The organism is Mesorhizobium sp. M0410, assembly GCF_040321435.1.
Classification (GTDB): domain Bacteria; phylum Pseudomonadota; class Alphaproteobacteria; order Rhizobiales; family Rhizobiaceae; genus Mesorhizobium.
In genome coordinates this window covers 83,560-109,509 of sequence record NZ_JAMYRN010000014.1, presented here as the reverse complement: position 1 = coordinate 109,509, position 25,950 = coordinate 83,560, and the positions used below count along the sequence as shown (strand labels likewise).

Sequence of the window (25,950 nt, the reverse complement as noted above, 5' to 3'; positions counted from 1 at the left end):
GAATGAGTTAAGGTCGATCCCGTGGGTTCTGTCAATCAGAGCGGGAGGAAGATCCTTCTGAATGGTTACTTGCGCCGTGTGCGTTGCTCGGCCGCTACACGTCTGCACGATTTCGGTTTCCTGCGCGGCAGGTCTTTGCCAGAGGGACCGATATGGTGAGATGTCAACCGTCGGTCACGCTTGGTGCGAATTGGAAAGTGATGAATGAGCCTCGATGAGGTCACGCAAGCGACGATCGCGTTTATCCGGACGCATGAAGCATGGGGTGTTCCGCTGGTGCTCGTGCTGGCCTTTGGGGAATCGCTGGCGTTCATCTCTCTGTTGTTGCCTGCAACCGTGATCCTGATCGGTGTCGGTTTTCTCATCGGCGAAAGCGGTATCGCATTCTGGCCCCTGTGGCTTGCCGCCGCCATTGGGGCGGCATTGGGGGACTGGCTGTCCTTCTGGATCGGCACGCGGTTGGGAAACGGGGTTTCGCACTATTGGCCCCTGTCACGTTATCCAAACCTCATTCCGCGCGGTCACCTGTTCTTCGAGCGATGGGGGGTGGCCGGGGTGTTCTTTGGGCGCTTCTTCGGTCCTTTGCGCGCATCCGTGCCATTGGCGGCGGGCATCTGTAAGATGCCCGCCTTGACGTTTCAGATTGCCAACATCACCTCAGCCTTCGTCTGGGCCACAGGTATTCTGGCTCCCGGCGCCTTCGGCCTCAAATGGCTGCAGGCGTGGATTTGATGGGCACCAAAGGCGGACCGTCATTGTCTGCCTCTGGCAAGGGCAGGAATCAATCGTAGGCGGCGCGAACGGGTATGCTCCCCAGTTCAGTTCGAGTTCGAATTTCGAAGGCGAAACAATCCGCAACTCAAGAGAATTAGGCACGGTTTCGTCTTGAACTCGTAGCTGGTTCCTTTGATGCCGCTGGCGCAACCGTAGGAGCCAACTTGCCGCCGCTACTCGAGGCCAGATTTGCAGATTTCTAGTGCGACAAAAGGACAGGCAGGCGCAGATCGCCCAGAACGCCCTTGGTTGCGCCACCCACGACAAAATCTCTCATCCGGGAATGGCCGTACGCACCCATGACAAGCAGATCGGCGCCCATGCCGACAGCGCGCTCCTGAAGCGTAACGCCAATGGGGCGATCTTCCGTATCGATTGAGACTCCCTCAGCGGGAAGGCCACGCATTCTCAGGCTTAAAGCAAGGCTTTCGCCAATATCGCGCAGCGGCTTTTCGATTGTCACCGTCAGTACGGTTATCTTTGCCGCACATTGCAGAAACTCATACGCGTCGGCAACGGCCCGGGCCGCAACGCGACTCCCATCCCAAGCGATGATAACATGATCGATTGCACCAACATTTGCGCTTTCCGGCAGAATTATGGTCGGTCGGCCCGAACCAAACAGAACCGCGTCAACGGTCATGCGCGCAGTCTGGTTATTTGGCTCCAACCCAATCAAAGCAAAATCGAAATAGCGTGACTTCACTGCCGCAACATCGCTGACAGATGCCGGCTGAACAGCAATCTCCTCGGTTGTCAGGGACGATCCGACACGTGCCGCTTCAGCTTTCAATGCCTCCAGCAAATCGAGCCCGTGCTTGCGGCTGGTCGCTTCTGTCTCCCGGATCATTTCGGGAAGGTTGATCAAGTATCTCGACACCGGGTTGGAAATACCCGGGATATCGACATTGATCGTTAATGCGTGAAGCGCCGCGCCAATGTGCTTGACCACCGCGATTGCGTTTAAGGCGATTTTGGTGGAATTCGCTTCCGGATACGTCACCAGAGGAAGTAAGGCAATCTTATTCATCAAACCTCAGCTCCATGATTTCGGCCGCTGTCGAGCGACCAATGGCCCAACGCGTGTTACACACCTCAAGCCTCCTAGTTCAGCCCGCCAAAATACTCAGACGACCGAGGTTCGCTATCGCCTACCTCGATATTCCAAGGCGATCTTGCGCCGCATCGATTCCGTCCTGAACGGTCGTGGCTATAATGGCAGGCATCGATGACGAGAAATGTCAACAAAGATTAGCCCGTTTGTTGCCATGAGCGCAGTGGCGCCCGCAAGCATTGTTTTGACAGTAGCGGCAGCCGAGGATGTGGCGGAAACTCCGCTGTTCACGATCCGCGCCGGGGACCATCGGGGTTTGACATCTGGAGATCCGCGTTCTGCGATCATCCTTCCTGAATCCGGATACCGGCCAAACCTGGATGCCTAGCGAAGCTGTAACGCAGCCTGCCGCAACCGACGCGCCAGTGTTGTGCTCCCTACATTATGTCCGGCAGGCTCCAAGCAGACACAAGAGCGGGAGGGGTTGAAGCTGTCGATCGCGCGCTTTCGATCCTCGGGTGCTTCACAGAGCGCGACGAAGGTTTAAGCTTGGCCGAGATTTCTTCTAGACCAGGCCTCTACAAAAGCACGATCCTTCGGTTAACGGAATCCCTTGTCCGGAGTGGCTACATTGTTCGCATGGCGGACAAGCGCTTTGCTGCCGGCCCTACGCCGATGATATTGGGCTCATTCTACCGTCGTCGTTTTAAGATGGAGGCCTTCGTTCGGCCTCTCCTTTTGAGCCTTGTTGAACGGGCGAATGAAAGCGCATCGTTTTTTCGAAAGGAGGGAAATCGCAGCATTTGCCTGTTTCGTGCAGACTGTCGCCATTTGATCCGGGATCAAATCCGAGAGGGCGATGTGCTTTCGCTTGACCATCATGCAGCTGGCCAAGTGCTTGCTCGGTTTAGTCTCGCTAAGCCTAGAATGCGAATAGCTCTTATGGCGAAGATTCCGTTTGTATCGCTCGGGGAGGGAGATTCTGAAACAGCGACGATGGCCGTACCGGTTTTTTCAGGCAGCGAGGGCTTGGCCGGAGCGCTGGCTGTTTCTGGACCGCTGACCAGATTTACACCGGAAAAGCTGGTCAACATGAGACCGCTTTTGCTGGAATTTGACGAACGCCTATGGACATCCCTTGCGAGTAGCCAATATTTACAAGCGCGCTCATAGAATGGTCGTCACTAGAGCGTGTGTGCCCAAGGGCACGGGAGCAGCAGTTGGGGCGGATTGTGGCCTTCTTGCCTTTGGAAGCGGTTAAGCGTGATGACAAGCGAGGCTCCAAATCGGCTACTCTGCTCGATTCATGGCAAGCGGCCCCGCCAAACATGATTGGAATCGACATCGGGCGCTTGAGGACATGACTGCCAGTGAGCGTCCGAGCAACAACGCGCACAATCAAAGCGATAGTGGCGATCTGATCCGCCGGGCGGTGGCTGCTTTCAATTCCGGTAATCACGACCAAGCGATGCATCTGTGCGCATTGGGCCTGGGGCAGCACCCGGGCGATCCAGCGCTTTGCCATCTTCTGGCGGCGTTCCTGTTCGCAAGGGCAGACATGCCGGGGGCTCGTGCGCGCGCATCGAAGCGAGCCTTGCCGTTCGCCCGGACAATGTGCCTGCCTTGATTCTGGCATGCAGGATTGCCCGGGCCGAAGGCAGGTTTGAAGCGGCGTTGCAACAGCTGGATCGCGCAGCCAAGCTATCATTGCAGGCGGAAATCCTCATCGAGCGAGCACGTACCCTTGATCAGGCAGGCGACGCCCCGGCCGCGCGCGAATGCTGGACACTTGTCTTGCAGCGGGATCCGAAATCCTAGGAGGCAGCGCGCGCCTCGGGCGCCTTGCCTGGCAACGCGGTGCGCCTGCCGAAGCGGAGGGCTTCCTCGAACGCGCTGTCGCCGGCGGTGGGCATCCGGCTGCGTGGTTTGACCTCGGGCTGGTGCGTCAGGACATGCGCAAGTTCGGCAGCGCCGCTCAAGCCTATCGGCGGGTGCTGAAGATGAGCCCGGACGCCCCGGAAGCTGCCGTCAATCTGGGTGTCGTCCTGCAGGAAGTCGGCGACCTCGACGGGGCCATGGCTGCGTATTCGATTGCCTACAGTCTGCGCCCATCCACGTTCGGCGTCATCGCCATGGCACTCACATCGGCGTCCAGCGGCCGGCTATGGCTTGATGAGGAAGCGCTGCGTCGCTCACTCGCTGGTGGAGCGTCCCCGCCTGGCGCGAAACCGCTTGCGGTACACACCGGGCGTTGACAGGACATCGGCGACCGTCTGCGCATACGATGCCTGCCGCTTTTCATCGAACACCTCGTATTCCAGCTGCGGCTCAACCCGTGGAACCGCAAAGCACTGCGCGACCGGGGTTCCTTTCCTGAGCAAGCCAGAAAACTCGGGCTCAGTCCAGACCGCCGGGAAATTAATGCCTCCATCGTTGAACCGGTCGGAATCCACCAGGCCCGTCACCAGCCTGAAGGGCAGATCGTCGCGATTGACCGGATGCGTCGCGAACAGCGACCAGCCGTCCTCGACCTGTATGGTCCAGAAGCTGTTGAATTTGAGGGCGGCCTGACCGGGAGTGGCAAACGGGCTGCCTGCGAGTTGCCCCGGCGTGTGGAAGCTCAAAGGCGCTCGGGGGTGGTTCCCGGTGACCGGGTCCGGAATCTGCCAGTCCTAGGAAAAGGTCCCTTTGTCGGCGATGACGTCGCACGGCAGGAGGATCATGAAGCCATAGGTCATCGCATCGATAACGGGCGGGCACTGCTTGAGCGTGCGAATGTCGCGGCCGTGGATCGCCGAAAAGGAAGTAGCGGGCATTGTGCGCAGCCAATCCGGCAACGCGCCGCGCGCGAGGATCGGGCGTGGCAAATGCTCGACCAACATTGGATCACATCGGAAAATGACACGCATCGTCGCCTCCCGGCATTGCGATACCACGATTGCCGATCACACTCCAAGCGGCGATAAGGCAAGGGCAATGCTCCGTTGACACTTTGGACAAGTTGGCGAGTTTTTTTAATACAGGCGAAACCCATCCGTCCGGTAGCCCAAGCCGTTCCAAAGGCCATCAGGGAAGGGAGCCACGCAGGCAACCAACTGTCGCGTCATCATGACTAACGGCAGAATCACCACCACGACTGCCGGGTTTGCGGGATAAAGGAAGGGCCCCGCCGAGCAACCACGCAAAAATGAAAATGACGACGCCTGTCTTGCAGGAATCCGGGCATTCTTACTCCGATGTTTCTTGCCGCCCCGTGGGAGAGTTCCTTCGTGCGAGCAGTTTGTCGATCCGCCGGCCATCCATGTCCACGATCTCGAAGTGCCAGCCGCCATAATCAAAATGTTCCCCGATCTCAGGCAGATGCCCTAGTCGAAACAGGGCAAATCCTGCGATCGTATGGAAGTCGCCTTCAGTTGGCCGTGCTCGAAAACCAAGGCGATCGAACGCGTCCTGGGCCGACATCATACCATCCACGAGAAGGGAGCCGTCTTCACGCTCGACGATATCCGGCTCTTCGCCTTCGATGTTGGGCAGGTCGCCGGCGATGGCTTCGAGCAAATCGGTCTGGGTAACAATTCCTTCCAGACTTCCGTACTCGTCGAGGACCATTGCTATGCGGACGGGCGCCTTCCTGAACTGCTCCAGCACTTTGAAAATCGGCGTTGATTCATGAACGACGAGCGGCTCACGGATGATCGCCATCGGATCGAGAACCTGCCCGTCAAGAACCTGGTCGAGCATGTCCTTCTTCAGAACCATGCCGAGCAGTTCATCGATACCGCCCTTGCCGACAAGGAGCTGCTCATGGCGGCAATCGCGGATCGTACGAAGAATCTCGGTTCGGTCATCATTCACGTCGATCCAGTCGATATCCGGCCGAGGCGTCATGATGTCACTGATGCGGCGCTCGCCGATATTGAAGACCCGCTCGACCATCTCCCGCTGCGCCTGCTGCAACAGCCCGCCTTCCTGACTGGCCGAGATCAGAAGCTTCAGCTCGTCTGGCGAGTGCAATGAATCCTCACCGGTTCCCGGGCGCAGGCCGCAGAGTCGCAGAACGAGGTTGCCGAGACCATTCAGCATTAGAATCGCCGGCCTGAGCAGAAAGAGGAACAGACCGAGCGGACGCACGACCCAGAGCGCAGTGTCTTCGCTGCGCTGGAGCGCCAGACTCTTTGGTGCGAGCTCGCCAAGCACGATGTGAAGCGCGGTGATGATGATGAAAGCGATCGCGACGGCGACAGTGTGTGAGCCCGCAGTCGCCAACGACCCGAGCAGCCCGATCAAGAGAGGCTCGACGAGATGCGCGAGAGCAGGTTCGCCGATCCAGCCGAGCGCGAGCGATGAAATGGTGATGCCGAGCTGGGTCGCCGCCAGATTGGCATCGAGATTGTCGACGGCCCGCTGGAGCGCTGCCGCGTTCAGCCGCCCAGCCGCAGCGAGTTCGGCAACTCGGCTTCGGCGCACGGCGACCAGGGAAAACTCGGCGGCGACAAAGAAGCCGTTTGCGGCCACGAGTAGGAGAACCGATAAGATACCAAGAATGTCGCTCAAACTGCCATCGCCTGTCGGCATGATATCCTCTTAATGACGCAATTGGATACGTCTCTGAAGCGCAAATGATGGCATTGCGCAATCGCTGTCAGCATCACGATCGCCAGAAGCATAATCCCCTGATGGCGATGGTGGTGCATCTACTAGCGACTGATCACGGTGCGGTCGAATACGTTGAATGCGGCAAAGTGCGTGGTCCAGCCGTGGCTTGCAGCGCGGGTCATGTACCGACGCGCCGCGTTCTTGGCGTGGATGCGCAGATCACATGAAGGCAGACGCCATCACGCAGCCCGTCGATAAAGCTCAAATGATTGGATAGCTTGAACTGCTGACGGTAACAGGGCTGAAGCCAACGCGTGATCTGCAGATGATGTCAAGCGCCTCTCCGCAAAGAGGTGACGCTTGATAGGCGGCTGCTTCCGTGCAAATGCTCCGGCATGCGAATTCTCCTCGTCGAAGACACGCGCGACGTTGGCGAGGCTATCAGCCGCCGCTTCGAAACGATCGGCCACGCAGTCGATTGGGAGACGGACGGCCGTGCTGCCGCAGAGATCCTCGATTTCACCTGCTACGATCTCGTCATCCTCGACGTCATGCTGCCCAGCCTCGACGGGTTCGAAATCGTTCGACGGCTCCGGCAGGCAAGGAATACGACCCCGGTTCTGATGTTGACGGCCCGTTCCGAGATAGAGGACCGCGTTGGCGCGCTTGATCTCGGCGCCGACGACTATCTGGTCAAACCGTTCGATTTCCGGGAATTGGAAGCGCGCGCCCGTGTTCTGCTCCGGCGGAAAAGCGGCGAGGCGACCAACATCGTACAGTGTGGCGATGTCGTGCTCGACCGCGGCAGCCGCTCAGTGCGAGTAGGCAGGCGCGAGGTGCAATTGAAACGACGCGAGATGTCGTTGCTTGAGATACTGGCGTCGCGGCCAGGCCGCGTCTTCAGCAAAGATGAACTTATCGATCAGCTTTTCGGGTTTGACGAGCCGGCCAATCAGAACGCGATCGAACTTTATGTCGGGCGGCTGCGCAAGAAGCTGGAAGGCGCCAAGGCGCAGATCGTTACCGTGCGGGGCGTGGGATATCAGCTGGCTTCCGATGATACCGGCTGAGCCTTCCCTTTTCACGCGCCTGGCGGTCCGCATCTCGCTGGTGCTGGGCCTGGGTGCGGCTCTTCTGGTGAGTGCGGCGTCGTACTACGCACGTACCGCCGCCGATGACGCCTATGACCGGCTTCTGCTTGGTGCGGCCATCCAGATGGCAGACAGCCTTACGGTTGAATCCGGTTCGCTCATCATCAACCTGCCGGTATCAGCTTTTGAACTTCTGGGCCTCGCCAGCCGCGATCGCATCTTCTATCGCGTGATCGGCCCTTCCGGCGCGACGCTGACAGGTTATGCCGATCTGCAAACAGAAGTTGATCTGGCCGCAATACACGATGTCCCGGTATTGGAATCGGCGCATTATCGCGGCGAACCGGTTCGGATTGCGGTGGTGGCGCGCGCACTGTCCGATCCAGCCGTATCCGGTTGGGCGCATGTCATCGTTGGGCAGACCACGGAAGCCCGCCGCGCGCTCGCGGGTGAATTGACTCTCAGGGCGACCGTCCTCCTGGCGGTCATGAGCATATTGGCATTGGCTGGAGCGATGATTGCTATTCGCTATTCTCTGCAACCGGTCAAGCATCTCGGAGCGACGCTCCGCCGTCGCGATCCACAAGACCTGACGCCGGTAACGGTCGTCGTACCGAGAGAATTGCGGCCCTTCGTTACTTCCATCAATTATTTCATGAGTCGGCTCGACGAGCGCGTGAAACTCCTGCAGCGCTTCATCGCCGACGCGGCGCACCAGATCAGAACGCCGCTGACAGCGCTAACGGCGCAGCTCGATCTGTTGAGTCAAGCCAAGCTGGACAAGTCGAGCCGCCAGCATCTCGATCGCGTACAGCAGCGCGCCAGCGAACTTGCGCGCCTGACCAACCAGTTGCTCAGCCACGCCATGGTCATCCATCGTGCCGATTCCGTGCAGCTTCAGCCGCACGGTCTGGCAGATGTCGCACGGCGCGCTTTCCGTGCGGCGGTTCCGATAACTATCGATCCGGACATTATCGTCTCCTTCGAGGCGCCTGACGACGAGCCGGTCGTGCTTGCGGACGCCGTCAGCCTTCGCGAAGCGATCGTCAATATCATCGACAATGCCTTGCGTCATGGAGTGGTGTCGCGCCTTGAGGTCAGAGTACGCAGGGACGGTACGCGTGCCCATCTCGAGGTCGAAGATGACGGACCGGGCATTCCGCCGGGCGAGTGGGAGCGGGTCACGCAGCGCTTCGAAACGTCCAAATCTCATGACGGCAGCGCAGGTCTTGGTTTCGCCATCGCGTCGGAGGTTGCGGCGGCTCACGGTGGCGCGCTGACCTTTCGCGAGACAAGCAAGGATGGCGGGAAGGGCACGCAAGGGTTCACCGTCACCTTGACGTTGCCCATCGCCACGGAGAAGACCGGATGATAACGGGAACATTGCCGACATTCGGTTTGATGGCTGCCGTCCTCCTATGCATCGGTCACGCGGCAAGAGCTGCTGAAGGAAGCAGCGCATTTTTCCCTTCGTCTCAGCCGGAGAAGGACCGACTGTCGATCCACGCCGCGACCGATCTGGCGGCTATGGAACCACTGATCCGGGATTTTCAGTCCGTTTTCCCCAACGTGGCCGTCGAGTATGTTGAATATGTCACCAACGACTTGCAAAGGAGTGCCAGTGAAGCCTGTCGGACGGACGCGGTGCTGGGCGACATCTTGTTGTCTCCGTCGGTCGACCAACTCGTGAAGCTCGCCAATGACGGCTGCGCGGCGCCGCACGTGTCGGCCGAAACCGCGCATGTCGCCAATTGGGCAAACTGGCGCGACGAGGTATTCGGCTTTACCTACGAACCGGCCGTCTTCGTCTATAATGCCCGCCTCGTGCCGTCCGGCGACGTACCGCGCACCCACATCGAACTCGCCGATCTTCTCAGGCGGCGGATCGATTTTTATCGCGGACGGGTCGGAACGTTCGACATCCGACTTTCGGGCATCGGCTACCTATTGGCGTTCAGTGATGCGCGGCAGACGACGGCGGTCTACGGTCGGCTTCTGGAAAGCATGAGCCGAGCGGAAACTGTGGTGCGTTGTTGCACCGCGGAGACCCTTCAGGACGTTGCAAACGGGAGCCTGTATATAGGCTACAATATGATCGGGTCATATGCCTACGCCGCGGCCAGGGGCAATTCCGATTTGAGGGTCGTTGTCCCGCGGGACTATGCGCTGATACTCAGTCGTGGCGCGCTCATTCCGAAGACGGCGCCGAATATGGGCGTTGCCAAACGATTTCTCGACTACCTTCTGTCAGCCCGAGGACAGAAGGTTGCCAGGGATAGCGCCTTCTTCTTTGCCGAGAACGGGCAATTGCCTGAGGGAGCGGACGGCCCGGAAAAACTTGGGGAGTCTGGTATCGCGCGCGCCATACGCATCGGCCCTGCGTTACTTGCCGTACAGGACGAGGCGTTGCGCCGCCGCTTCATCGAGGATTGGAGCAAGTCCATGATCGATGCGCAGGGCCAGCGACCGTGACGCGTAGGATGCCGTCCCAAGATTTCAAAAATTCGGCAATACGTCGATGTGGCCGATCCGGCTGTCGTCGACAATCTGATCACGACCCATCGGGCCTAGTCGGCTGAGCAAACCTCGACATCGCCGTGACAGGTTGGTGACAGGTCAGGATGATACTCGCCTTTGTGCCTGGAGGAGTACGATTTAGGCGAACTTGGAGGAGACCCTAATGAAAAATCGTCTTGCGACGATGATGGCCGCGTTTTCGCTGTCAGCCGCTTTCGCGACGCTTGCCGCCGCTGCCGAGATCCCCGCCGGGTATCCGGACGACTACAAGGATCTGGTGGCCGCCGCCACCGCGGAAGGACACCTAAGCATCTATTCAACGACCGATGCGGCGCTGGTCCAGCCCTTGCTCAAGGACTTCGAAGCAGCGTTCCCCGGCATCGCCGTCGAATATTCCGACCTCAATTCCACCGAACTCTACAATCGCGTCATTGCCGAAACCGCTTCGGGCCAAGGCACGGCAGATGTCGCATGGTCTTCGGCTCCGGATCTGCAGATCAAACTTGCCTCAGACGGCTATGCGCAGGAATACAAATCCGTGGAGGCGGCCCACCTTCCGGCCTGGGCGTCCTACAAGGACATGGTCTATGGTACCACCGCCGACCCGGTGACTTTCGTCTACAACAAGCGTCTCGTGCCTGAAGGCGATGTTCCCGCAACCCACGCCGATCTTCTCAAGCTGATGACCGGGAAAACCGCAGAATATGATGGCAAGATCGCGTCCTACGATCCGGAAAAATCCGGTGTCGGCTTCTATTTCTACAACCAGGACGCCAAGAACTGGACCGATTCCTGGGCGCTTAACAAGGCTTTTGGCAAGGCCCATATCAAGCTCTACAGCTCCGCCGGCTCGATGATCGAGAAGGTCACGTCTGGCGAACATTCCATCGCCTATGGCATCTTCGGCTCATATGGCCTCGCCAAGCAGGCCAAGGACGAGAACCTCGGTGTGATAATCCCGAAGGACTATGTCCTGGTGACCACCCGCGCCACCGTCATTCCGGCGGAAGCCCAGGATCCCAATGCTGCGAAGCTATTCGTAGACTATCTGCTGTCGGCGCGCGCGCAGAAGCTGATCGCCGACGACATCAAGCTCTATGCCGTTCGTGATGACGTTGAAGGGGCAACCACGCTGGCGTCCATAAAGGCCGCCGCCGGTGAAAACGTTCACCCGATCGCGCTCGACGACGAGCTGCTCGAAGGTCTCGACGAGACGACACGGCTGGCGTTCCTCAACGAGTGGCAGAAAGCCATGAAGGGCGAGTAATCGCTTGATCGGGAGTGCCTCCACAGTCGGCTCTCTCACCCTTCTTGCTATTGAGAACCATCGGAACGGCGCGCTTGCGCTCTTGCTAGCGGACGGCCCCCGGCTTTGTTCGAGGCGATCATGCCCTTCCGTGTCTTTCGTGTCAGCACCAACCTCCTCGCCATCCTGGTGGTGCTGGCACCGGTCACCCTGATCATTTATCAGAGTTTTCTGTCCGCGCCTTTCTTCCAGAAAACCGCGCATCTGTCGCTGAACGCCTACAGCTTCATCCTCGCGGACGCGGATTTCTGGCTAGCGCTGACGACTTCGCTCAAGCTCGCGGTGGGCATGACGGTGATCGCAGTTCCGGTGGGAATCCTGCTGGCGTTCATCATCGTGCGCACCGACGTGCCGGGCAAGCGCTGGCTGGAGCCGATCATCCTGATCCCGGTTTTCATGTCGGCGGTGGTGCTGGCCTTCGGCTATGTGATGACACTGGGACCAGTCGGCTTCGTCTCGCTGGCGGTCAAGTCGATGATCGGCTACGTGCCCTGGAATGTCTATTCGGTGACATCGATCGCGATCATTGCCGGGCTCACCCATGTCCCACATGTCTATCTCTATGCATCGGCGGCGCTCCGCAACGTTGGCGCCGACCTCGAAGAGGCGGCACGCACCGCCGGCGCTGGCCCTTGGCGCGTCGCCGCCAGTGTGTCGCTGCCCATGGTGATGCCGGTGGTGCTCTATGCGGCGGTTCTGGTGTTCTTCCTCGGTTTCGAACTTTTCGGCCTGCCGCTGGTGCTTGGCGATCCGGAAGGCGTGCTGGTTCTCGCCACCTATCTCTACAAGCTCACCAACAAGCTCGGTGTTCCTTCCTATCAGTTGATGGCCGTAGTGGTGGTGGCGATCATCATGATCGCGCTGCCGCTGGTGGTGCTGCAGCGCTACATGCTGCGCAACGCCAGCCGCTATGTGTCCGTCAAAGGCAAGGGCAGTCGGCACAACCCCATCCGGCTGGGCGCTCTTCGCTGGCCGGCCTTCGCGCTTGTGGTGGCCTGGTTCGCGGCCACCGTGATCATACCGGTGGGCGGCGTCGCAATTCGTTCACTGGTGACAAGCTGGGGCGTCGGGGTGAATATCTTCCAGGTGCTGACGTTGGATCACTATCGCGATCTCGCTGACTATCCGAATGTCGTCAGCGCCATTGTCAACACGGTCGGCGTCGCGGTGGTCGGCGGCGCGGCTTCGATCGCGGCCTATACTGCCGTGGCACTCGCCGGTCATCGCTCGAGCGCACCCCTGACCAAAGTCGTCGACTACGTGGCCATGATACCGCGGGCGATGCCGGGCATTGTGGCTGGCCTCGCCATGCTGTGGATATTTCTGTTCTTCAAGCCGATCGCACCCCTGCGCGCCACGATGATCTCGGTATGGCTCGCCTACACCATTGTCTGGTTCGCCTATGGCATGCGGCTGATTTCCGGAACGCTCCTGCAGATCGGCAAGGAGCTCGAGGAAGCCGGCCGGTCAGTTGGTGCCAGCGAGGGCCAGGTTGCCAGGGACATCACCCTGCCGCTCATCCGCGGCGGCATGTTCTCGGCCTGGCTGTTGATCTTCCTGATCTTCGCCCGTGAATATTCGACGGGCGTCTATCTGCTCGGACCGGGAACCGAAGTGATCGGCTCGCTCATGGTTTCCCTTTGGGGCACCGGCGCGATCGATCTGGTCTCGGCTCTCGCCGTCATCAACACCGTCATCATCGTGACCGGTCTTGCCCTCGCGATGCGCTTTGGAGTCCGCCTCAATGACTGACATCGTCATAGACGGCCTGCGCCTCAGTTACGGCAACCTTGAAATCCTGAAAGGTGTGTCCTTCTCGGTCGAACCGGGTCAGATCGTCGCCTTGCTCGGCGCGTCCGGGTCCGGCAAGACGACGCTCTTGCGAGCGGTCGCCGGTCTGGAGACACCCAACAGCGGCAAGATACTGCTCGGTGACAAGCCGCTTTTCGATGCCGGGCAGAACATCAATCTGGCGCCGGAAACGCGCGGTCTCGGGCTGGTATTCCAGTCCTATGCGCTGTGGCCGCATCGGACGGTGTCCGAGAATGTGGGTTATCCCCTGAAGCTGCGCAAAGTATCCCAGGCAGATGTTGCGAGCCGCGTCCAGAAGGCTTTGGACAGCATCGGCCTCGGCAAACTGGGCGAGCGCTATCCGCATCAGCTCTCCGGCGGACAGCAGCAGCGCGTGGCGTTGGCCCGTGCGCTGGTCTACGAGCCGAACGTGATTCTGCTCGATGAGCCGCTCTCAAATCTGGACGCCAAGCTACGCGAAGAAGCGCGGATCTGGCTGCGCCGCCTCATCACCAATCTCGGGCTATCGGCGCTGTGCGTCACCCATGATCAGGTGGAAGCGATGGCGCTCGCCGACCGCATCCTGCTGCTCAACGGCGGCCAGATCGAACAGGACGGAACACCCAAGCAAATCTACAACAAGCCGGAGAGCCTGTTTGCAGCAGAGTTCATGGGTGCCAGCAATCGCCTTGACGGCGTGGTCACCGCCATCAACGGCAACCGTGCGGAAATTGTCGCCAACGGCATCCATCTTGTGGGCAGCGCCCAGCAGGAGCTGACCGTCGGCGCCAAAGTCACCGCACTCGTCCGGCTTGAGCGGGTGACGTGGTCCGGGGAGGACGGCCCTGGACGTATCGCCATGACCTGCGTCGAGAGCCTTTTCCTTGGCGATCGGCATGAAGTCATTTTCGAAAGCAATGACCTGACCATCCGGACCTATTCCCGGGACGCCCTTCCGTCCGGCCAATACTATGTCGAGTTCCCCTTCGAGGATCTGATGGTCTTCGCGGCGGAATGAACTTCGGCTTCACCACGAAGAGGATCATTCTTGCCAACGGCATAAACATCCTCGAGCGGCTGACCTGCCACGGGCAATTTCCTCCATCTGAGATTAAAGTCCGGCCTCGATTGAAGGGCGGACTGATGAAGAGAATGCGGTTTACGGAAGAGCTGATCATCGCGGTCCTGCGTGAGCATGAGGCGGGGCAAAAACGGGCGACCTGGCGCGCAAGCATGGGATCTGCGAGGCGGTTAGCCTTACACACGTGTTGAACGCGTGTTCGCTTGCGCATCACCGGGTATCAAAGCTAATGAAACCCGGAGAGGACTTGGCTGCTTCTGCAGGTGAAAAGTGCTGACTTTCTCATGGTTCTATCTCGCGTCGTGCCTGCTTGCGCTTATAGCGCTCGTCGCCGTTCTCGAACTCGGACTGCTTCCGGCACTGCTTTCGGGCCTTCTCGTGTTCAACATCGTTCATTTCGCCGCACCGATGCTCCATCGAATCGGCGTCTCCAACAGCCTGACGAAAAGCCTTGCGCTGACCTTGGTGGCATTGATCTTCACGCTCCTGATAGCCGCCGCTATCTTTAGCGGCATGTCGCAATTGACTGGCGGTTCGGAGAACGTCGTGACGCTCCTCAAGAAGATGGCCGAGATCATCGATACCGCGCGCGTCCATCTCCCGACCTGGGCGATGGCCTATTTTCCGTCGAACATCGAGGAACTGGAAGTCTTCGCGGCCCGGTGGCTCCGCGAACATGCCGGCCAGCTTCAACTCGTCGGGCGGGATGTCGGCGTCCTGGTGGTCCACATTGTCGTCGGCATGGTGATCGGCGGCTTGATCGCGGTGAGCTCGGCGGCGCCATCGCGCGAGCCCGGCCCACTGGCGGTCGCGCTGGCGGATCGTGTCAACATTCTGAGCAAGGCCTTTCGCAACATCGTGTTCTCGCAAATCCGGATTTCGGCGTTGAATACGTTTCTGACGGCGGTCTATCTCGTCGTTGTTCTGCCGTCCTTCGGCATCGATCTGCCATTCATCAGGACAATGATAGCGCTGACTTTCGTCACCGGCCTTCTGCCGGTCATCGGCAATCTGATCTCCAACACGGTGATCGTGGTTGTCAGCCTCAGCATCTCCTTCCTTGCAGCACTCGGCTCGCTTGCCTTTCTCATCATCATTCACAAGCTCGAATACTTCGTAAACGCCAAGATCATCGGTTCGCGGATCAATGCGCGTGCCTGGGAGCTTCTTCTGGCGATGGTTTTCATGGAAGCCTGGTTCGGTATGCCGGGTCTTGTCGCCGCGCCGATCTATTATGCCTATCTGAAGGCTGAACTGACGATGCGCGGGCTAATCTAGTTTCCGTCCATAAACGGCAAACGATTGATTCTGTTGGATGAATCGCGGCTTTGCGCGAGCAAGGCCCGGCGGTTTCAGGTATCTTGGATCATGCCACTGATTCCAAAGCCTTGCCACCGCCGGAGCCGACAATGCGCCAAGAACGCACCGTCCAAGATGGGGTATTCGGCTTGCGCCCCATCTTGGCGGAGCGGCATGGAGGTGCTGCGCTTCGAGCTGATGGTAGAACGTGGTCTGTCCGAAACAGCCACAAGCATCAGGAAAGGAAGCGCAGCATGAAACATTATGCAGGATTGGACGTCTCGGTGAAAGAGACGGCAGTGTGCATCGTCGACGAAACAGGCACGGTTTGCCGCGAGATGAAAGTTCCCAGCCATCCGGAGGATCTTGCGCGGGTGCTCAAGGATCCTGCCTGGAACTTTGAGCGGATCGGTCTTGAAGCCGGGCCCTTATCGCAATGGCTGTTCGAGGCCCTTGCCAAAGCCGGCCTGCCGTTGATCTGCATTGAGACGCGTCACACCAAGGCATTCCTGAAGGCGCAGGTGAACAAGACCGACCGCAATGACGCGCGCGGCATCGCACAGATGATGCGGGTCAACCTGTTCCGCCCGGTGCGTGAAGACCCTGACGAGCCAGAAGCGTCGGGCGTTGCTGACGGCGCGCAAGCTGCTGCAGGAAAAGGCGATTGCCATCGAGAACGACATCCGCGGGCTGCTGCGCAACTTCGGGCTCAAGGTCGGCATCGTCGGTACGGGCAAATTCGAGCAACGCATCCACGAACTGGTTGAAGGCATGCCTGATCTGGCCGAAATCGTCGAACCGCTTCTCGACGCTCGCGGCAAGCTGCGCCAGCACTTTGCCACCCTTCACCGCAAGCTTTTGGCGATCGTCCGGGATGAGGAAGTTTGCCGCCGACTGATGACGACACCAGGTGTAGGCCCGGTCGTGGCTCTGGCCTATACCACCACCATCGACATTCCGGCCCGCTTCCGCAATTCGAAAGCGGTCGGACCGGTTTTGGGTCTGACACCTGTGCTCCATGAGTCGGGCGAAAGCCGCCGGGTCGGCCGGATCTCGTTATGCGGTGACGATATGATGCGAACGCTGCTCTACGAAGCCGCGCAGGTCCTACTGACGCGCGTGACGAAGTGGTCCTGGCTGAAGGCCTGGGCGATGAACGTCGCCAAGCGGCGTGGTCGGCAGAGGGCCATCGTTGCGCTCGCCCGTAGACTAGCGGTGATCATGCATCGCATGTGGAGCGATGGCACACGGTTCCACTGGACAAAGGAAAGCACACCGGTCGCCGTCTGAACTGGGCCGTTAAGAAGGAGACAACAAAGTTCCACTTGCCGGTGGAAAAACGTCCTTCGCGGGACGAGGGATGAGGTGAGTTCGCTATGCTGGCGGTGCCAGCATATTCGATCTTTTCGCCACGCACGAGATCGGTCACGAGTTGAAGGCGATGTCGCAATGGCTGGATGAGCATCGCGACCTTCTTGGCTTGGTGGCGCGCGATTTGGTGCGGGTCGACGTCAAGGCCACCGGACGGCAGGGCCTGCCTGCCGAAGCGGTGTTGCGCTGCGCGATCCTCAAGCAATACCGGCAACTGAGCTACCAGGAGCTGGCGTTCCATCTTGAGGACTCCGCTTCGTTTCGCGCCTTTGCTCGCCTGCCTTTGTCATGGAGCCCGCACAAGTCGGTGCTGCAAAGGACCATCAGTGCGATCCGGTCCGAGACCTGGGAACAGGTCAATCGGGTACTGCTGTCGAGCGCTCGGCAGGCGAAGCTCGAAGATGGCGCAGTCGTGCGGCTGGACAGCACCGTGACCTCGGCACTCATGCACGAGCCGAGCGACAGCAGCCTGCTTTGGGATGCCGTGCGGGTCATGGTGCGCCTGCTGAAGCGGGCTGACGCCTTGGTCGGCGGTGCCGGCTCAGCATGGCGGATCATTGCCGCGCAGCCAAGAAGCGGGCTCGCAAGATCCAGTTCACGCGGGGTCGACCCAATCGGGTCCAACTCTACCGCGAGCTGATCGCAATCGCCCGTGCGACCTTGACTTATCTGGAGCAGGCGAGCGAGCGATTGGTAGTGGCGAGCACACCGTCCATCGCACTGTGGCAGCTCCAGGTCCGTCACTATCGGCCGCTGGTCGAACGCATCATCAGACAGAGCGAGCGGCGGGTATTGGCCGGCGAGCCGGTGTCGGCCGGCGAGAAGCTGGTCAGCCTGTTCGAAGAGCATGCCGATATCATCGTCAAAGGCAGCCGCGACACCGAGTATGGCCACAAGCTCAACCTGACCACCGGCAAGAGTGGAATGATCCTCGATCTGGTGATCGAGAAAGGCAACCCGGCCGACAGCGACCGATTGCTGCCGATGCTGGAGCGTCACATAGGCATTTGGGGTCAGGCGCCACGGCAGGCAGCAGCCGATGGTGGCTTCGCCACGCGCGACAACCCTGGCCACGGCGAAGGCGTGGGGCGTCTCCGACATGGCCTTCCACAAGAAAGCCGGCCTCAAGATCGAGGATATGGTCAGAAGCAAGTGGGTCTATCGCAAGCTGCGCAACTGTCGCGCCGGCATCGAAGCTGGCATCTCGTGCCTCAAACGCGCTTACGGCCTGGCGCGCTGCACTTGGCGCGGCCTTGATCACTTCAAAACCTACGTCTGGTCCTCGGTCGCGGCCTACAACCTCGTCCTCTTCACCCGCCTCAGGCCGACCTGATATCAGCTCGGCATCGCAGCCGTCCCGCCGGCAGAGCCGCCGGCAATGGCGTGCGTCCGATCGTTGCCAAGCACTGCATTTTGTCGATCATCAACTATTCCTGACCTGTCCATGCCCGTCAACGGCGCTTCCGGTCGGATCCAAGCGATTGCAAATGCTGCGAAATACCGGCGTTTATGGACGGAAACTAATCTAGGGTTAGGGCAGGTGGCGATTTGACGACGCAAGCAAGGTTGCTGGGAAACCGCGCAAATTTGGCCACTCGCTGAACAGCACCATCTTGGTTAGTGAACCCTCAGGAGTTTCGTGACCGATTTGAAGGCCCCCGTTTAATAGCACACCCCCTGCAAAGACATTAGACAGCGCTAAAACGTAAATTGTCCGGAGGCATGTAATCTGCTACTGCTTAATCACCGACAAACGGCTCTGGAAAGCCGTGCGTCGGACATCATGCACAAGATCAACTCAAACCGGAGAACGGCCATGAAACGGCTGCTGACGGTCGCTGCCCTTTTGGCGGCAGGCAGTTTGGTTACGATGCAAGGCGCAGCCGCCGACGACGCTGCGATGATCAAGAGCGCTGAATCTGCTGCACCCCCTGCCGTGGCAAGCGGCGCTGCGGTCTACGCCGCGGATGAAAAGGGCGCCATGCGCACCTTGCGCGAGGGCAAGAACGGCTTCTGGTGCATGCCGGACAGCCCGTCCACGCCCGGCCCGGACCCAATGTGCGGCGATGCCAACGCGATGGAATGGGCGATGGCATGGATGGAAAAGAAGGAGCCGCCCAAGGGCAAGGTCGGCTTCATGTACATGCTGTCCGGCGGTACCGATGGCAGCAACACCGATCCCTATGCGACGAAGCCCGAGGAAGGCAACAATTGGATAGAGACCGGCCCGCATGTGATGATCGTCAACGCAATGGACATGATGCAGGGCTATCCGACGGACCCCAAGCCTGACACATCCAAGCCCTATGTGATGTGGCCGGGCACTCCATACGCACATCTCATGATCCCGATTAAGTAGCTGAAATGGAGTCACGCGGGCGCAAACGCTTGTTTCGCCCGCGCTTGTCCTGATAATTACAAACGCTTGCGGCGTCCGTGACCTTCAATCGAGAGTCTCGGCGGTCGGTAGCGTGTTGGCCTGATCTCCCATCACTTTTCCGGCAAATGGAAAATTTCGTGACAGCTCGAACGGTGGCGGCCCTGCAACACCAACAAATTCGTATACTCGTCAGAAAGTGCATAGTCTTTGATGACCGTCGCCGCGGGAGGAGTTCGCGTTGAATCGGACTATCGGAATGATCGCCACACTTGCGCTGTGGAGCGTGCCATTATCGGGCCAGGCGCTTGCGCATGCTCGATTGGTCGAGGCTACTCCAGAGATCAATAGCACCATTGCCGCTCCGCCCACCGAGATTGGACTGCGGTTTAGCGAATCCATTGAGGCTCGATTCTCGGGCATCGATCTGTCGGGGCCGGATGGTGCGAAGATCACCACGGAGATCGCGGTGCGCGATAAGGACATGGTGGCACCTGTATCAAGGTCCCTTGCGCCGGGTGTTTATCAAGTTGATTGGCACGTGCTGTCAGCAGACGGGCACAAGGTGAAGGGCAATTTCAAATTTGAAGTCAGACCGTAGAAATGGACGTTGATGGCACTCTGGCCTTCGCCCGGTGGGTCTACTTCCTCTCAGTGATGATTCTATTCGGGTCGGCACTCTTCCCTTTCTATGCGCTAGACAGAACCGCGGCTCCCGCGCTTGCGCCTCTACCCCGTAACATCAATCCTGCCCTCGCACTTGCGGCCGCAATCTTCGCGGCAATTTGGCTGCTGTGCTTTACGGCCGGGCTCTCCGGACGCGAGGGTATGGTTGACACCTTGCGCGGCGTTCTCATGGAAAGCGACTTCGGAACTGTTTGGTTTGTTCGCCTTTCGCTCGTTCTCCTGCTCCTGGTGATCAGTTTCTCGGGGCGGCCCGAATTGATCGTCGGGCCGGCTTTCTTGCTACTGACCTGCGAGGGTTGGCAGGGCCACGCGGCGGCGTTGGGCCTTCTAGGCTCACTGACTCAAGCTCTCCATGTTGCAAGTGCCGGGGCGTGGATAGGTGGCCTCCTGCCCCTCGGCCTGCTTATCGCGGCAGCACAGCGGCATCCATCCGAAGTCGCAGGCGTGGAAACCGTCCTGTGGCGCTTCTCCCGCTTTGGTATGGTGGCGGTTGCGCTCATTTTTTTGACGGGTGCCATGAACACTTGGCTCGTGCTTGGCTCGTTCCCCGATCCGCGCAACAGCTACGGTCGAGTTCTCCTGTTCAAGATCAGCCTATTCGTCGCGATGGTCGGTTTGGCGGTCTACAACCGATATGCCCTGGTCAGCCGCATGAAGTCCGAACCGGCCAAAAGCTTGGGCACATTGTCTCGCAACGTTGCGCTGGAGCAGATCATCGGGTTTGGGGTGCTTATGGATGTAAGCGCGCTGGGGCTTATGGATCCGTACGCGTGACGCGCTGACTTTGCAATTATCCGCTGGCAACGTTTCTGCAATTCGCGATCGACACTCACCTCTATCCGCCTGGCGCACAGAGTGGCTGGCCGGTCTGGCTGCCGATCTTAACCAACGTCGGGACGTGTGGAGCGCGGATATATGCCTGCGACCTAGACACGATTCCATGCGTAAACGAGTAACTGCCAGCACCAGCCGGCCAGCGTTCATCGCTCCTTTGATCCCCACCCTGGTGGAGAAGCCTCCCGAGGGCCGAGGGATGGACACACAAGTTCGACGGCTATCGCGGGTCTTCAATGCGGACCGCGTTGGAGAATAACTGGCGAATGATACTACGGGGCGACGGCGCAGCCGCCGACAGTCGGATGCAGGTCGATCTCGTCGCAGCCGCTGGGCCCGCTAAATGGCACTCTTGACTAACGTGCCAGAGGGTCCATTTTTTGACCCTGCGGTGTGCTGATGTCGAAGCCCCTCTTTATCCCGGCGCTCGCTGCTATATGCCTGAGATCGCCGCTGGTGCGTGCCGATAATGTCGATCTGGCGTTGGAAGCTTTTCACGGTATTTGTCTTGCCCATGGACCTGACTTCGAACGAACCGTCCTGCGGCCAGGAGACGCGGATGGACTCCGTTGTCCGGCGACGCAGCACTTGCCCCCGTCGGTGACGTAGGCGCCTTCCAGGACTGGGAGGCGACCGGTGACGACCTCCCGGCCAAAACCATGATCGCGGTGACAAAAGCCACTTGAATGGCAAGTCCGTGCAACCTTGCTCCATAAAGCTATTCGATGTCGACGGCGCGCCATTCGAGGAGCGTTTCTTCGCCCGGACGGATGCCGAAACAATCGGCGAGGACAGAAACGGAATGCAAGTTTCCAAACTCTGCATATTGACAGTCGGCAATCGCAAGCACTTGTCCATTTGACGTTCCCGAGGTCCGGATCACATCGAACACGGTCATTGCAAGCTCGATCGCCGACGACTAGGGCGGATCAGCTGGTGTTATCAGCACGGGACGCGGGGCTTTTTGCGTTTGCAAGGAACTCGCGATAGGAATGCTCTGAATCGATCAGGAGCAGGAAATTGAGCGATCGGCAAAAGATCATCTGGATGATAGTGCTGGCAATCCTTGCTGGTATCGCGGTGATCATGCTCAAACATTGGCTGAAGGGCGACCTTGGGTAGCTGCCTCCTTAGATGAAGCAACACAGCCCTGATCGATCAAGGTTGGTATGGGCTTTGGCCCGTCCCATTTCGGCCTGCTTGCAATGGCAGGTGTCCTGCCTGATGCGGAATCGACGAGCGAAATGTGAGCGAAGAATGCAACTGACAGGCATGGTATCCGGCGCGGCGCTGTTGCTCGCTTCCACCGCGGCAGCGAACGCCCATCCGCATGTCTTTGCCGAAGCGAAGCTGGACCTGACCGTCGGTCCAGACAGGACGGTCAAGTCGCTTCGGCATCTCTGGCGTTTCGACGACCTCTTTTCCAGCACTGTGCTGATGGAATTCGACAAGAATTCCGACCTTGTCCTTGATGCGAAGGAACTCGATGAAGTCGCTCTCACCGTCCATGCGTCGTTGGCCGAGTACAACTACTTTCAGATGGTGACCTTGAACGGCAAGGACGTGACGATGGCGCCACCGCCGAAGTTCAGCGTCAGCTATGAAAACGATCAACTCGTCGTCCAGTTCGAAACGCAGCCGAAGGACCCGTTGGCCCTTGCTGGAAAAGTCAGTATCGGTGTCTACGATCCGACCTTCTACACGGCAATCGATTTTACCGAGGACGAAAAGCTTGCGGTGGCCGGTCTGCCGCAAGGCTGCTCACGTTCCGTCGTCCGTCCAGATCCGGACACGGCCATCGCGCAGAACCAGAAGAGCCTGACAGGCGCGTTCTTCAGTGACCCGACGGGGACCGATCTCGGCAAGATTTTCGCGACGCGCCTCGAATTGACGTGCGGCTGACCCGGAGCCGGTTCGATGGCCATGTTCCAGACGCTGGTCGAGTTCCAACGCACGATCTACCTGGCGTTGGCCGAGCAGATCAAACTGCTTGCGGCTGGCGGCGGTTGGCTGGCGTTCACGGCCTTTCTGCCCATGGGCATTCTGTTCGGTGCGGCGCATGCGCTGACGCCGGGCCATAGCAAGGCTGTCCTGGCCACCTATCTGGCAGGATCGGACGCCAGCGTCCGGCGTGGGCTTCTGGTGTCGCTGACACTCTCCTTCACGCATGTAACGATTGCCGTGCTGATCGCGGCGCTCTCGTTGCCGTTGGTATCGATTGCCCTGGGCAGTGTTGGCCGAGCCCCACTGCTGGAAGACGTCAGTCGGGGCCTGCTTGGCCTGATCGGCATTTGGATGCTCTGGCGCGCATTGAGCCACGGCCATCACCACAAGCATGAGGGCGAGGCCGTCGGCGTCATGGCCGGCCTGATCCCATGCCCGCTGACGCTTTTCGTGATGACCTTTGCGATATCCAGAGGCGTTCCGGTCGCCGGCATTCTTTTCGCAATCACAATGATGGCCGGCGTGGCGCTGACGCTGTCTTGCGTTGCGGTGCTGTCGATCCTGTTTCGTGAACGTCTGGTGCATTTTTTCGATAGCCGGCCACGCCTGTTCGATGCCATTTCCCGAGCCATTGAGGGCGCTGCCGGCTTGGCGCTTGCCGGCGTAGCCGTTTGGCAAATCTCGTCGGGCTGAAATGCCGTGAACCAGATCGAGCGATGGATCAAGACCCGTTTACCTGAAGGTCAGCCGTGTCTTCGTCGCGGCGCAAAGCTTCGACGCGCATCTGCGCTCGTCGGTGGAACAGACGGATAGGTGACGCCCGAGGCTCGAAGTGGCGCCGGGCGACCCTGTATGCGCTAGATCATACGCTTGATGTCGATGTAGTCGCCTTCAGCCTGGATCGTCAGGGTCACGTCGCTGCCACCGCGGTTGCGCCAGAACCAACCATGATTTCCATCGAAGGCGGCTTCAATGGCACCTTCGTCAGCTGGAACGCTGCGGCCCTTTTCGTAGCTTACGGACTGACCGCCGCCATCGCCGTGCGTCTCGAAGTTCACCACGCCACCGTCCGCTGTCCAGGAAAAGTTTGCCTTGGCACCCTGCCGCATCACGAGCTTGACCTCAATGCCCTGACCCGGTGTCAGTGTGAAGGACATTTCATCTCGCCTTCCGGTGGTCGGGGCCGGCGCTTCCGCGGGGATTTCTGCGACCTGCGGCGCCGCACTCGGATTGACTGGCAGGGCTTCGGCAGGAGCAATCTCTCCAACTGTCACATTGTCTTGGGCAATGGCCTCCCCAGTTGGGGATGGCTGCGACGCGGGCTGTTCGGCGGTAAGGGCAACGAGGAGGTTTTCAATTCGGTCCATGCGCGCCATCAACTCGGCTGGAGGGACCATTTGCGTCATCCGCTCGGCCGAAGCCTTCGCGCTGGCCATTTCGTCCGCTGCCGCCTCGGCTGCCAACTGCGTTTTGATTTCGCCCATTCTGGTGAGGCCGAGCAATCTGCCCGCCCCCGTCGGGTCGATTGCATACTCGGACGGCATAACGACCGTGACAAGCAAGGCGAGCGCCGTCAGCGCGGCAATGAAGGTGGAGCGCTTCAGCTGCGCTGAAGTGGGCAATTCGGCGCGAGTGGGCAAGTCAGTATTGTACATTGTTGCGGTTCCTATGCTGCGACGAACAGGCCGGTGAGCTGATATCCGATCAGCAGGAACCCGGCCGTCATCATGATGACGTTTGCGGTATAGGCGTGACGCCAGAAGCTTCGTGTCCGGCGCCAGTAGCCCATCACGATCAGGATGGCGCCAAGAGCCAAGAGCTGCCCGATCTCGACGCCGACATTGAAGGCCAGCAGGTTCGGCACAAGGCCGTCAGGCGAGATGTTGTATTCGATGATCTTCGTCGACAGGCCAAAACCGTGGAAGAAGCCGAAGACCAGCGTCGCGACCTTGGTGTTCGGCTGGAAGCCGAGCCATCTCTGGAAAGCGCCCATATTGTCGAGCGCCTTGTAGACCACGGACAGGCCGATGATGGCGTCGATGATGTAGCTGTTGATGCCGACGTTGAAGTAGACGCCAAGCAGCATGGTCGTCGAGTGACCGAGCGCAAACAGGCTGACGTAGATGCCGATATGCTTCATCCGGTAGAGGAAGAAGATCACGCCGAACAAGAACAGGATGTGGTCGTATCCGGTCACCATGTGCTTGGCGCCGAGATAGATGAAGGGCAGCACGTTGATGCCCGAGATTTCCTGGATATAGCCCTTGTCGCCGGCGGCAACGGCATGGGCAAAGGCTGCTCCTGCCAGCAGCGGCAGGGTCAGCAGAGCGATAAGCAGGGGCAGGGCGGGTCGCCAACACGTGCGACGCGCGCGTGATCGGCCCTGATCGAAGGGTCCTTGCATGAAATTTCCAATCTTCGTCGTTGAGGGTGGCCGCGTGAGCGGCCGCGATCATGCTGCGAGGAACGGTCTCGGCGGTCGATCAAGCCGGAATGTCGTGTCCGGATCGACGAAAGTCGGCTGATACTTTAGCCAGCCCCGCTCGATCTGTGGAACGGTCGGCGCGAAGTCGGCGGGCGTACTCGCCGTTTCGTGCGAGTGGTCGGCCGCATTGTGCCCGTGAAAATGGCCAGCGCTCTGCTCGTCGGCTACGCCGTCATCATTTGCATGGTCATGATTTTCGATCTGCGCGGCGGCTTCGACTTGGCGCTCGATTGTGGCGGCGGCAAGTGCGACCGGATCGTGCGAGGCCGAATAGCCGACGGGGCGCAGCACGCCGAACGTCATCGCCAAGGCGATGACGAGACAAAAGGCTGAGCTGTGGATCCGATTCGGCATGAACGGCGATTATTCTCCAAAATCCTAAGGAATGGTTGTTGCATGCACCAGAATCGAGGCCTCTTTGAGACTTGCATATCCCCTCCGGGAGGATAGTATCAACATATCAGCGAGCAACCTCACATCCACGAAACCCATCCCGATATCGTCAAGCGCCTGAAACGGGCTGGCGGACATCTCAAGGGTGTCATCGAAATGATCGAAGCGGGCCGGCCCTGCCTCGACCTCGCCCAGCAGCTTCATGCTGTCGAGAAGGCCATTTCGCAGGCCAAGAAGACCTTGATCCAGGATCATCTCAACCATTGCCTTGAAGACGTCGTCGGGCCGCTGGCGCGCGAGCAGCGCCGTTCGATCGACGAGTTCAAAGATATCACCAAGTACCTGTGAGA

25 protein-coding genes and 3 pseudogenes are annotated in these 25,950 nt (G+C 59.5%); 20 read left to right on the top strand and 8 right to left on the bottom strand.

The features are described from left to right. Positions 1-204: 204 nt before the first annotated feature. Complete coding sequence (locus tag NKI63_RS21065; RefSeq protein ID WP_352452006.1) at positions 205-732, top strand: DedA family protein; 528 nt, start codon at positions 205-207, stop codon at positions 730-732. Between the two features lie 241 nt (positions 733-973). Here NKI63_RS21065 and NKI63_RS21060 read toward each other — a convergent pair whose 3' ends face one another. After that, positions 974-1,804 carry a universal stress protein gene (locus tag NKI63_RS21060; protein ID WP_352452007.1) on the bottom strand — a complete coding sequence of 277 codons (831 nt, stop codon included), beginning with the start codon at positions 1,802-1,804 and terminating at the stop codon, positions 974-976. Between the two features lie 468 nt (positions 1,805-2,272). On the opposite strand from NKI63_RS21060, the pseudogene NKI63_RS21055 reads away from it, so the two are divergent. The 4 genes and pseudogenes from NKI63_RS21055 to NKI63_RS21040 all read left to right on the top strand — a co-directional run. Then, positions 2,273-2,455 (top strand): annotated as a pseudogene (locus NKI63_RS21055) (helix-turn-helix domain-containing protein); the annotation flags it as partial. 12 nt (positions 2,456-2,467) lie between these two features. Beyond that, a complete protein-coding gene (locus NKI63_RS21050; protein ID WP_352452075.1) occupies positions 2,468-3,001 on the top strand; it encodes an IclR family transcriptional regulator in 534 nt (177 codons plus the stop codon). A 187-nt stretch (positions 3,002-3,188) separates the two neighbouring features. Further along, positions 3,189-3,455, top strand: coding sequence for a hypothetical protein (locus NKI63_RS21045; protein WP_352452008.1), 267 nt, complete (start codon positions 3,189-3,191; stop codon positions 3,453-3,455). A 151-nt stretch (positions 3,456-3,606) separates the two neighbouring features. Next, positions 3,607-4,083: a tetratricopeptide repeat protein gene (locus NKI63_RS21040; protein ID WP_352466304.1), complete on the top strand. Its 477-nt coding sequence runs from the start codon at positions 3,607-3,609 to the stop codon at positions 4,081-4,083. Here the strand turns inward: NKI63_RS21040 and NKI63_RS21035 are convergent. The 3 genes from NKI63_RS21035 to NKI63_RS21025 all read right to left on the bottom strand — a co-directional run bounded on the left by NKI63_RS21035 (position 4,021) and on the right by NKI63_RS21025 (position 6,403). After that, positions 4,021-4,452, bottom strand: a complete 432-nt coding sequence (locus NKI63_RS21035) for a hypothetical protein (RefSeq protein WP_352452010.1) — start codon at positions 4,450-4,452, stop codon at positions 4,021-4,023. The two genes, NKI63_RS21040 and NKI63_RS21035, sit on opposite strands and share 63 nt — an antisense overlap. A 48-nt stretch (positions 4,453-4,500) precedes the next feature. Then, on the bottom strand, positions 4,501-4,707 hold the full coding sequence (locus NKI63_RS21030) for a hypothetical protein (protein ID WP_352491411.1): 207 nt from the start codon (positions 4,705-4,707) through the stop codon (positions 4,501-4,503). Positions 4,708-5,056: 349 nt separating this feature from the next. Then, entirely contained in the window at positions 5,057-6,403 is a 1,347-nt protein-coding gene (locus NKI63_RS21025; protein WP_352452012.1) for a hemolysin family protein, read from the bottom strand. A gap of 416 nt (positions 6,404-6,819) precedes the next feature. Here NKI63_RS21025 and NKI63_RS21020 point away from each other — a divergent pair, with 416 nt between their 5' ends. From NKI63_RS21020 to copD, 12 genes and pseudogenes are all read left to right on the top strand, one after another. Beyond that, the gene (locus NKI63_RS21020) at positions 6,820-7,494 is read left to right on the top strand and encodes a response regulator transcription factor (RefSeq protein WP_352823148.1); all 675 of its coding nucleotides are present in this window, start codon (positions 6,820-6,822) and stop codon (positions 7,492-7,494) included. Next, positions 7,481-8,887 (top strand): sensor histidine kinase, encoded by a 1,407-nt coding sequence (locus tag NKI63_RS21015; RefSeq protein ID WP_352466306.1) that lies wholly within the window; start codon positions 7,481-7,483, stop codon positions 8,885-8,887. Before NKI63_RS21020 ends, NKI63_RS21015 begins: the two co-directional genes overlap by 14 nt. Continuing rightward, entirely contained in the window at positions 8,884-9,987 is a 1,104-nt protein-coding gene (locus NKI63_RS21010) for an ABC transporter substrate-binding protein (protein WP_352452015.1), read from the top strand. The genes NKI63_RS21015 and NKI63_RS21010 overlap by 4 nt, the downstream gene beginning before the upstream one ends. A 208-nt stretch (positions 9,988-10,195) precedes the next feature. Further along, a complete protein-coding gene (locus NKI63_RS21005) occupies positions 10,196-11,299 on the top strand; it encodes an ABC transporter substrate-binding protein (RefSeq protein ID WP_352452016.1) in 1,104 nt (367 codons plus the stop codon). 120 nt (positions 11,300-11,419) lie between these two features. Beyond that, complete coding sequence (locus tag NKI63_RS21000; RefSeq protein WP_352452017.1) at positions 11,420-13,090, top strand: ABC transporter permease; 1,671 nt, start codon at positions 11,420-11,422, stop codon at positions 13,088-13,090. Then, complete coding sequence (locus NKI63_RS20995; RefSeq protein ID WP_352466307.1) at positions 13,083-14,147, top strand: ABC transporter ATP-binding protein; 1,065 nt, start codon at positions 13,083-13,085, stop codon at positions 14,145-14,147. The genes NKI63_RS21000 and NKI63_RS20995 overlap by 8 nt, the downstream gene beginning before the upstream one ends. Positions 14,148-14,480: 333 nt before the next feature. Beyond that, a complete protein-coding gene (locus tag NKI63_RS20990) occupies positions 14,481-15,488 on the top strand; it encodes an AI-2E family transporter (protein ID WP_352466308.1) in 1,008 nt (335 codons plus the stop codon). Between the two features lie 275 nt (positions 15,489-15,763). Next, a pseudogene (locus NKI63_RS20985) lies at positions 15,764-16,799 on the top strand (IS110 family RNA-guided transposase). A 103-nt stretch (positions 16,800-16,902) separates the two neighbouring features. Further along, a pseudogene (locus NKI63_RS20980) lies at positions 16,903-18,213 on the top strand (ISNCY family transposase). A 483-nt stretch (positions 18,214-18,696) separates the two neighbouring features. Continuing rightward, a complete protein-coding gene (locus NKI63_RS20975; protein ID WP_023722110.1) occupies positions 18,697-19,239 on the top strand; it encodes a hypothetical protein in 543 nt (180 codons plus the stop codon). Between the two features lie 277 nt (positions 19,240-19,516). After that, the gene (gene copC / locus NKI63_RS20970; protein ID WP_023722111.1) at positions 19,517-19,858 is read left to right on the top strand and encodes a copper homeostasis periplasmic binding protein CopC; all 342 of its coding nucleotides are present in this window, start codon (positions 19,517-19,519) and stop codon (positions 19,856-19,858) included. A 2-nt stretch (positions 19,859-19,860) separates the two neighbouring features. Further along, entirely contained in the window at positions 19,861-20,718 is an 858-nt protein-coding gene (gene copD / locus NKI63_RS20965; protein ID WP_023722112.1) for a copper homeostasis membrane protein CopD, read from the top strand. 778 nt (positions 20,719-21,496) lie between these two features. Here copD and NKI63_RS20960 read toward each other — a convergent pair. Next, positions 21,497-21,676 carry a hypothetical protein gene (locus NKI63_RS20960; RefSeq protein ID WP_352466309.1) on the bottom strand — a complete coding sequence of 60 codons (180 nt, stop codon included), beginning with the start codon at positions 21,674-21,676 and terminating at the stop codon, positions 21,497-21,499. A gap of 359 nt (positions 21,677-22,035) precedes the next feature. Between NKI63_RS20960 and NKI63_RS20955 the strand changes: the two genes are divergently transcribed. Together NKI63_RS20955 and NKI63_RS20950 are read left to right on the top strand one after the other, a co-directional pair. Continuing rightward, on the top strand, positions 22,036-22,680 hold the full coding sequence (locus NKI63_RS20955) for a DUF1007 family protein (RefSeq protein WP_502896188.1): 645 nt from the start codon (positions 22,036-22,038) through the stop codon (positions 22,678-22,680). Positions 22,681-22,701: 21 nt separating this feature from the next. Further along, positions 22,702-23,415 carry a HoxN/HupN/NixA family nickel/cobalt transporter gene (locus NKI63_RS20950; RefSeq protein ID WP_352466347.1) on the top strand — a complete coding sequence of 238 codons (714 nt, stop codon included), beginning with the start codon at positions 22,702-22,704 and terminating at the stop codon, positions 23,413-23,415. Positions 23,416-23,579: 164 nt separating this feature from the next. Here NKI63_RS20950 and NKI63_RS20945 read toward each other — a convergent pair whose 3' ends face one another. From NKI63_RS20945 to NKI63_RS20935, 3 genes are read right to left on the bottom strand one after another with little or no spacing between them, the layout of a single operon-like run. After that, positions 23,580-24,377, bottom strand: coding sequence for a hypothetical protein (locus NKI63_RS20945; protein ID WP_352466310.1), 798 nt, complete (start codon positions 24,375-24,377; stop codon positions 23,580-23,582). 11 nt (positions 24,378-24,388) lie between these two features. Next, positions 24,389-25,126, bottom strand: a complete 738-nt coding sequence (locus NKI63_RS20940) for a HupE/UreJ family protein (RefSeq protein WP_352466311.1) — start codon at positions 25,124-25,126, stop codon at positions 24,389-24,391. A gap of 48 nt (positions 25,127-25,174) precedes the next feature. Next, positions 25,175-25,561: a hypothetical protein gene (locus tag NKI63_RS20935; RefSeq protein ID WP_352466312.1), complete on the bottom strand. Its 387-nt coding sequence runs from the start codon at positions 25,559-25,561 to the stop codon at positions 25,175-25,177. A 105-nt stretch (positions 25,562-25,666) separates the two neighbouring features. Here NKI63_RS20935 and NKI63_RS20930 point away from each other — a divergent pair, with 105 nt between their 5' ends. Beyond that, positions 25,667-25,948 (top strand): metal-sensing transcriptional repressor, encoded by a 282-nt coding sequence (locus tag NKI63_RS20930; protein WP_352466313.1) that lies wholly within the window; start codon positions 25,667-25,669, stop codon positions 25,946-25,948. Positions 25,949-25,950 lie beyond the last annotated feature (2 nt).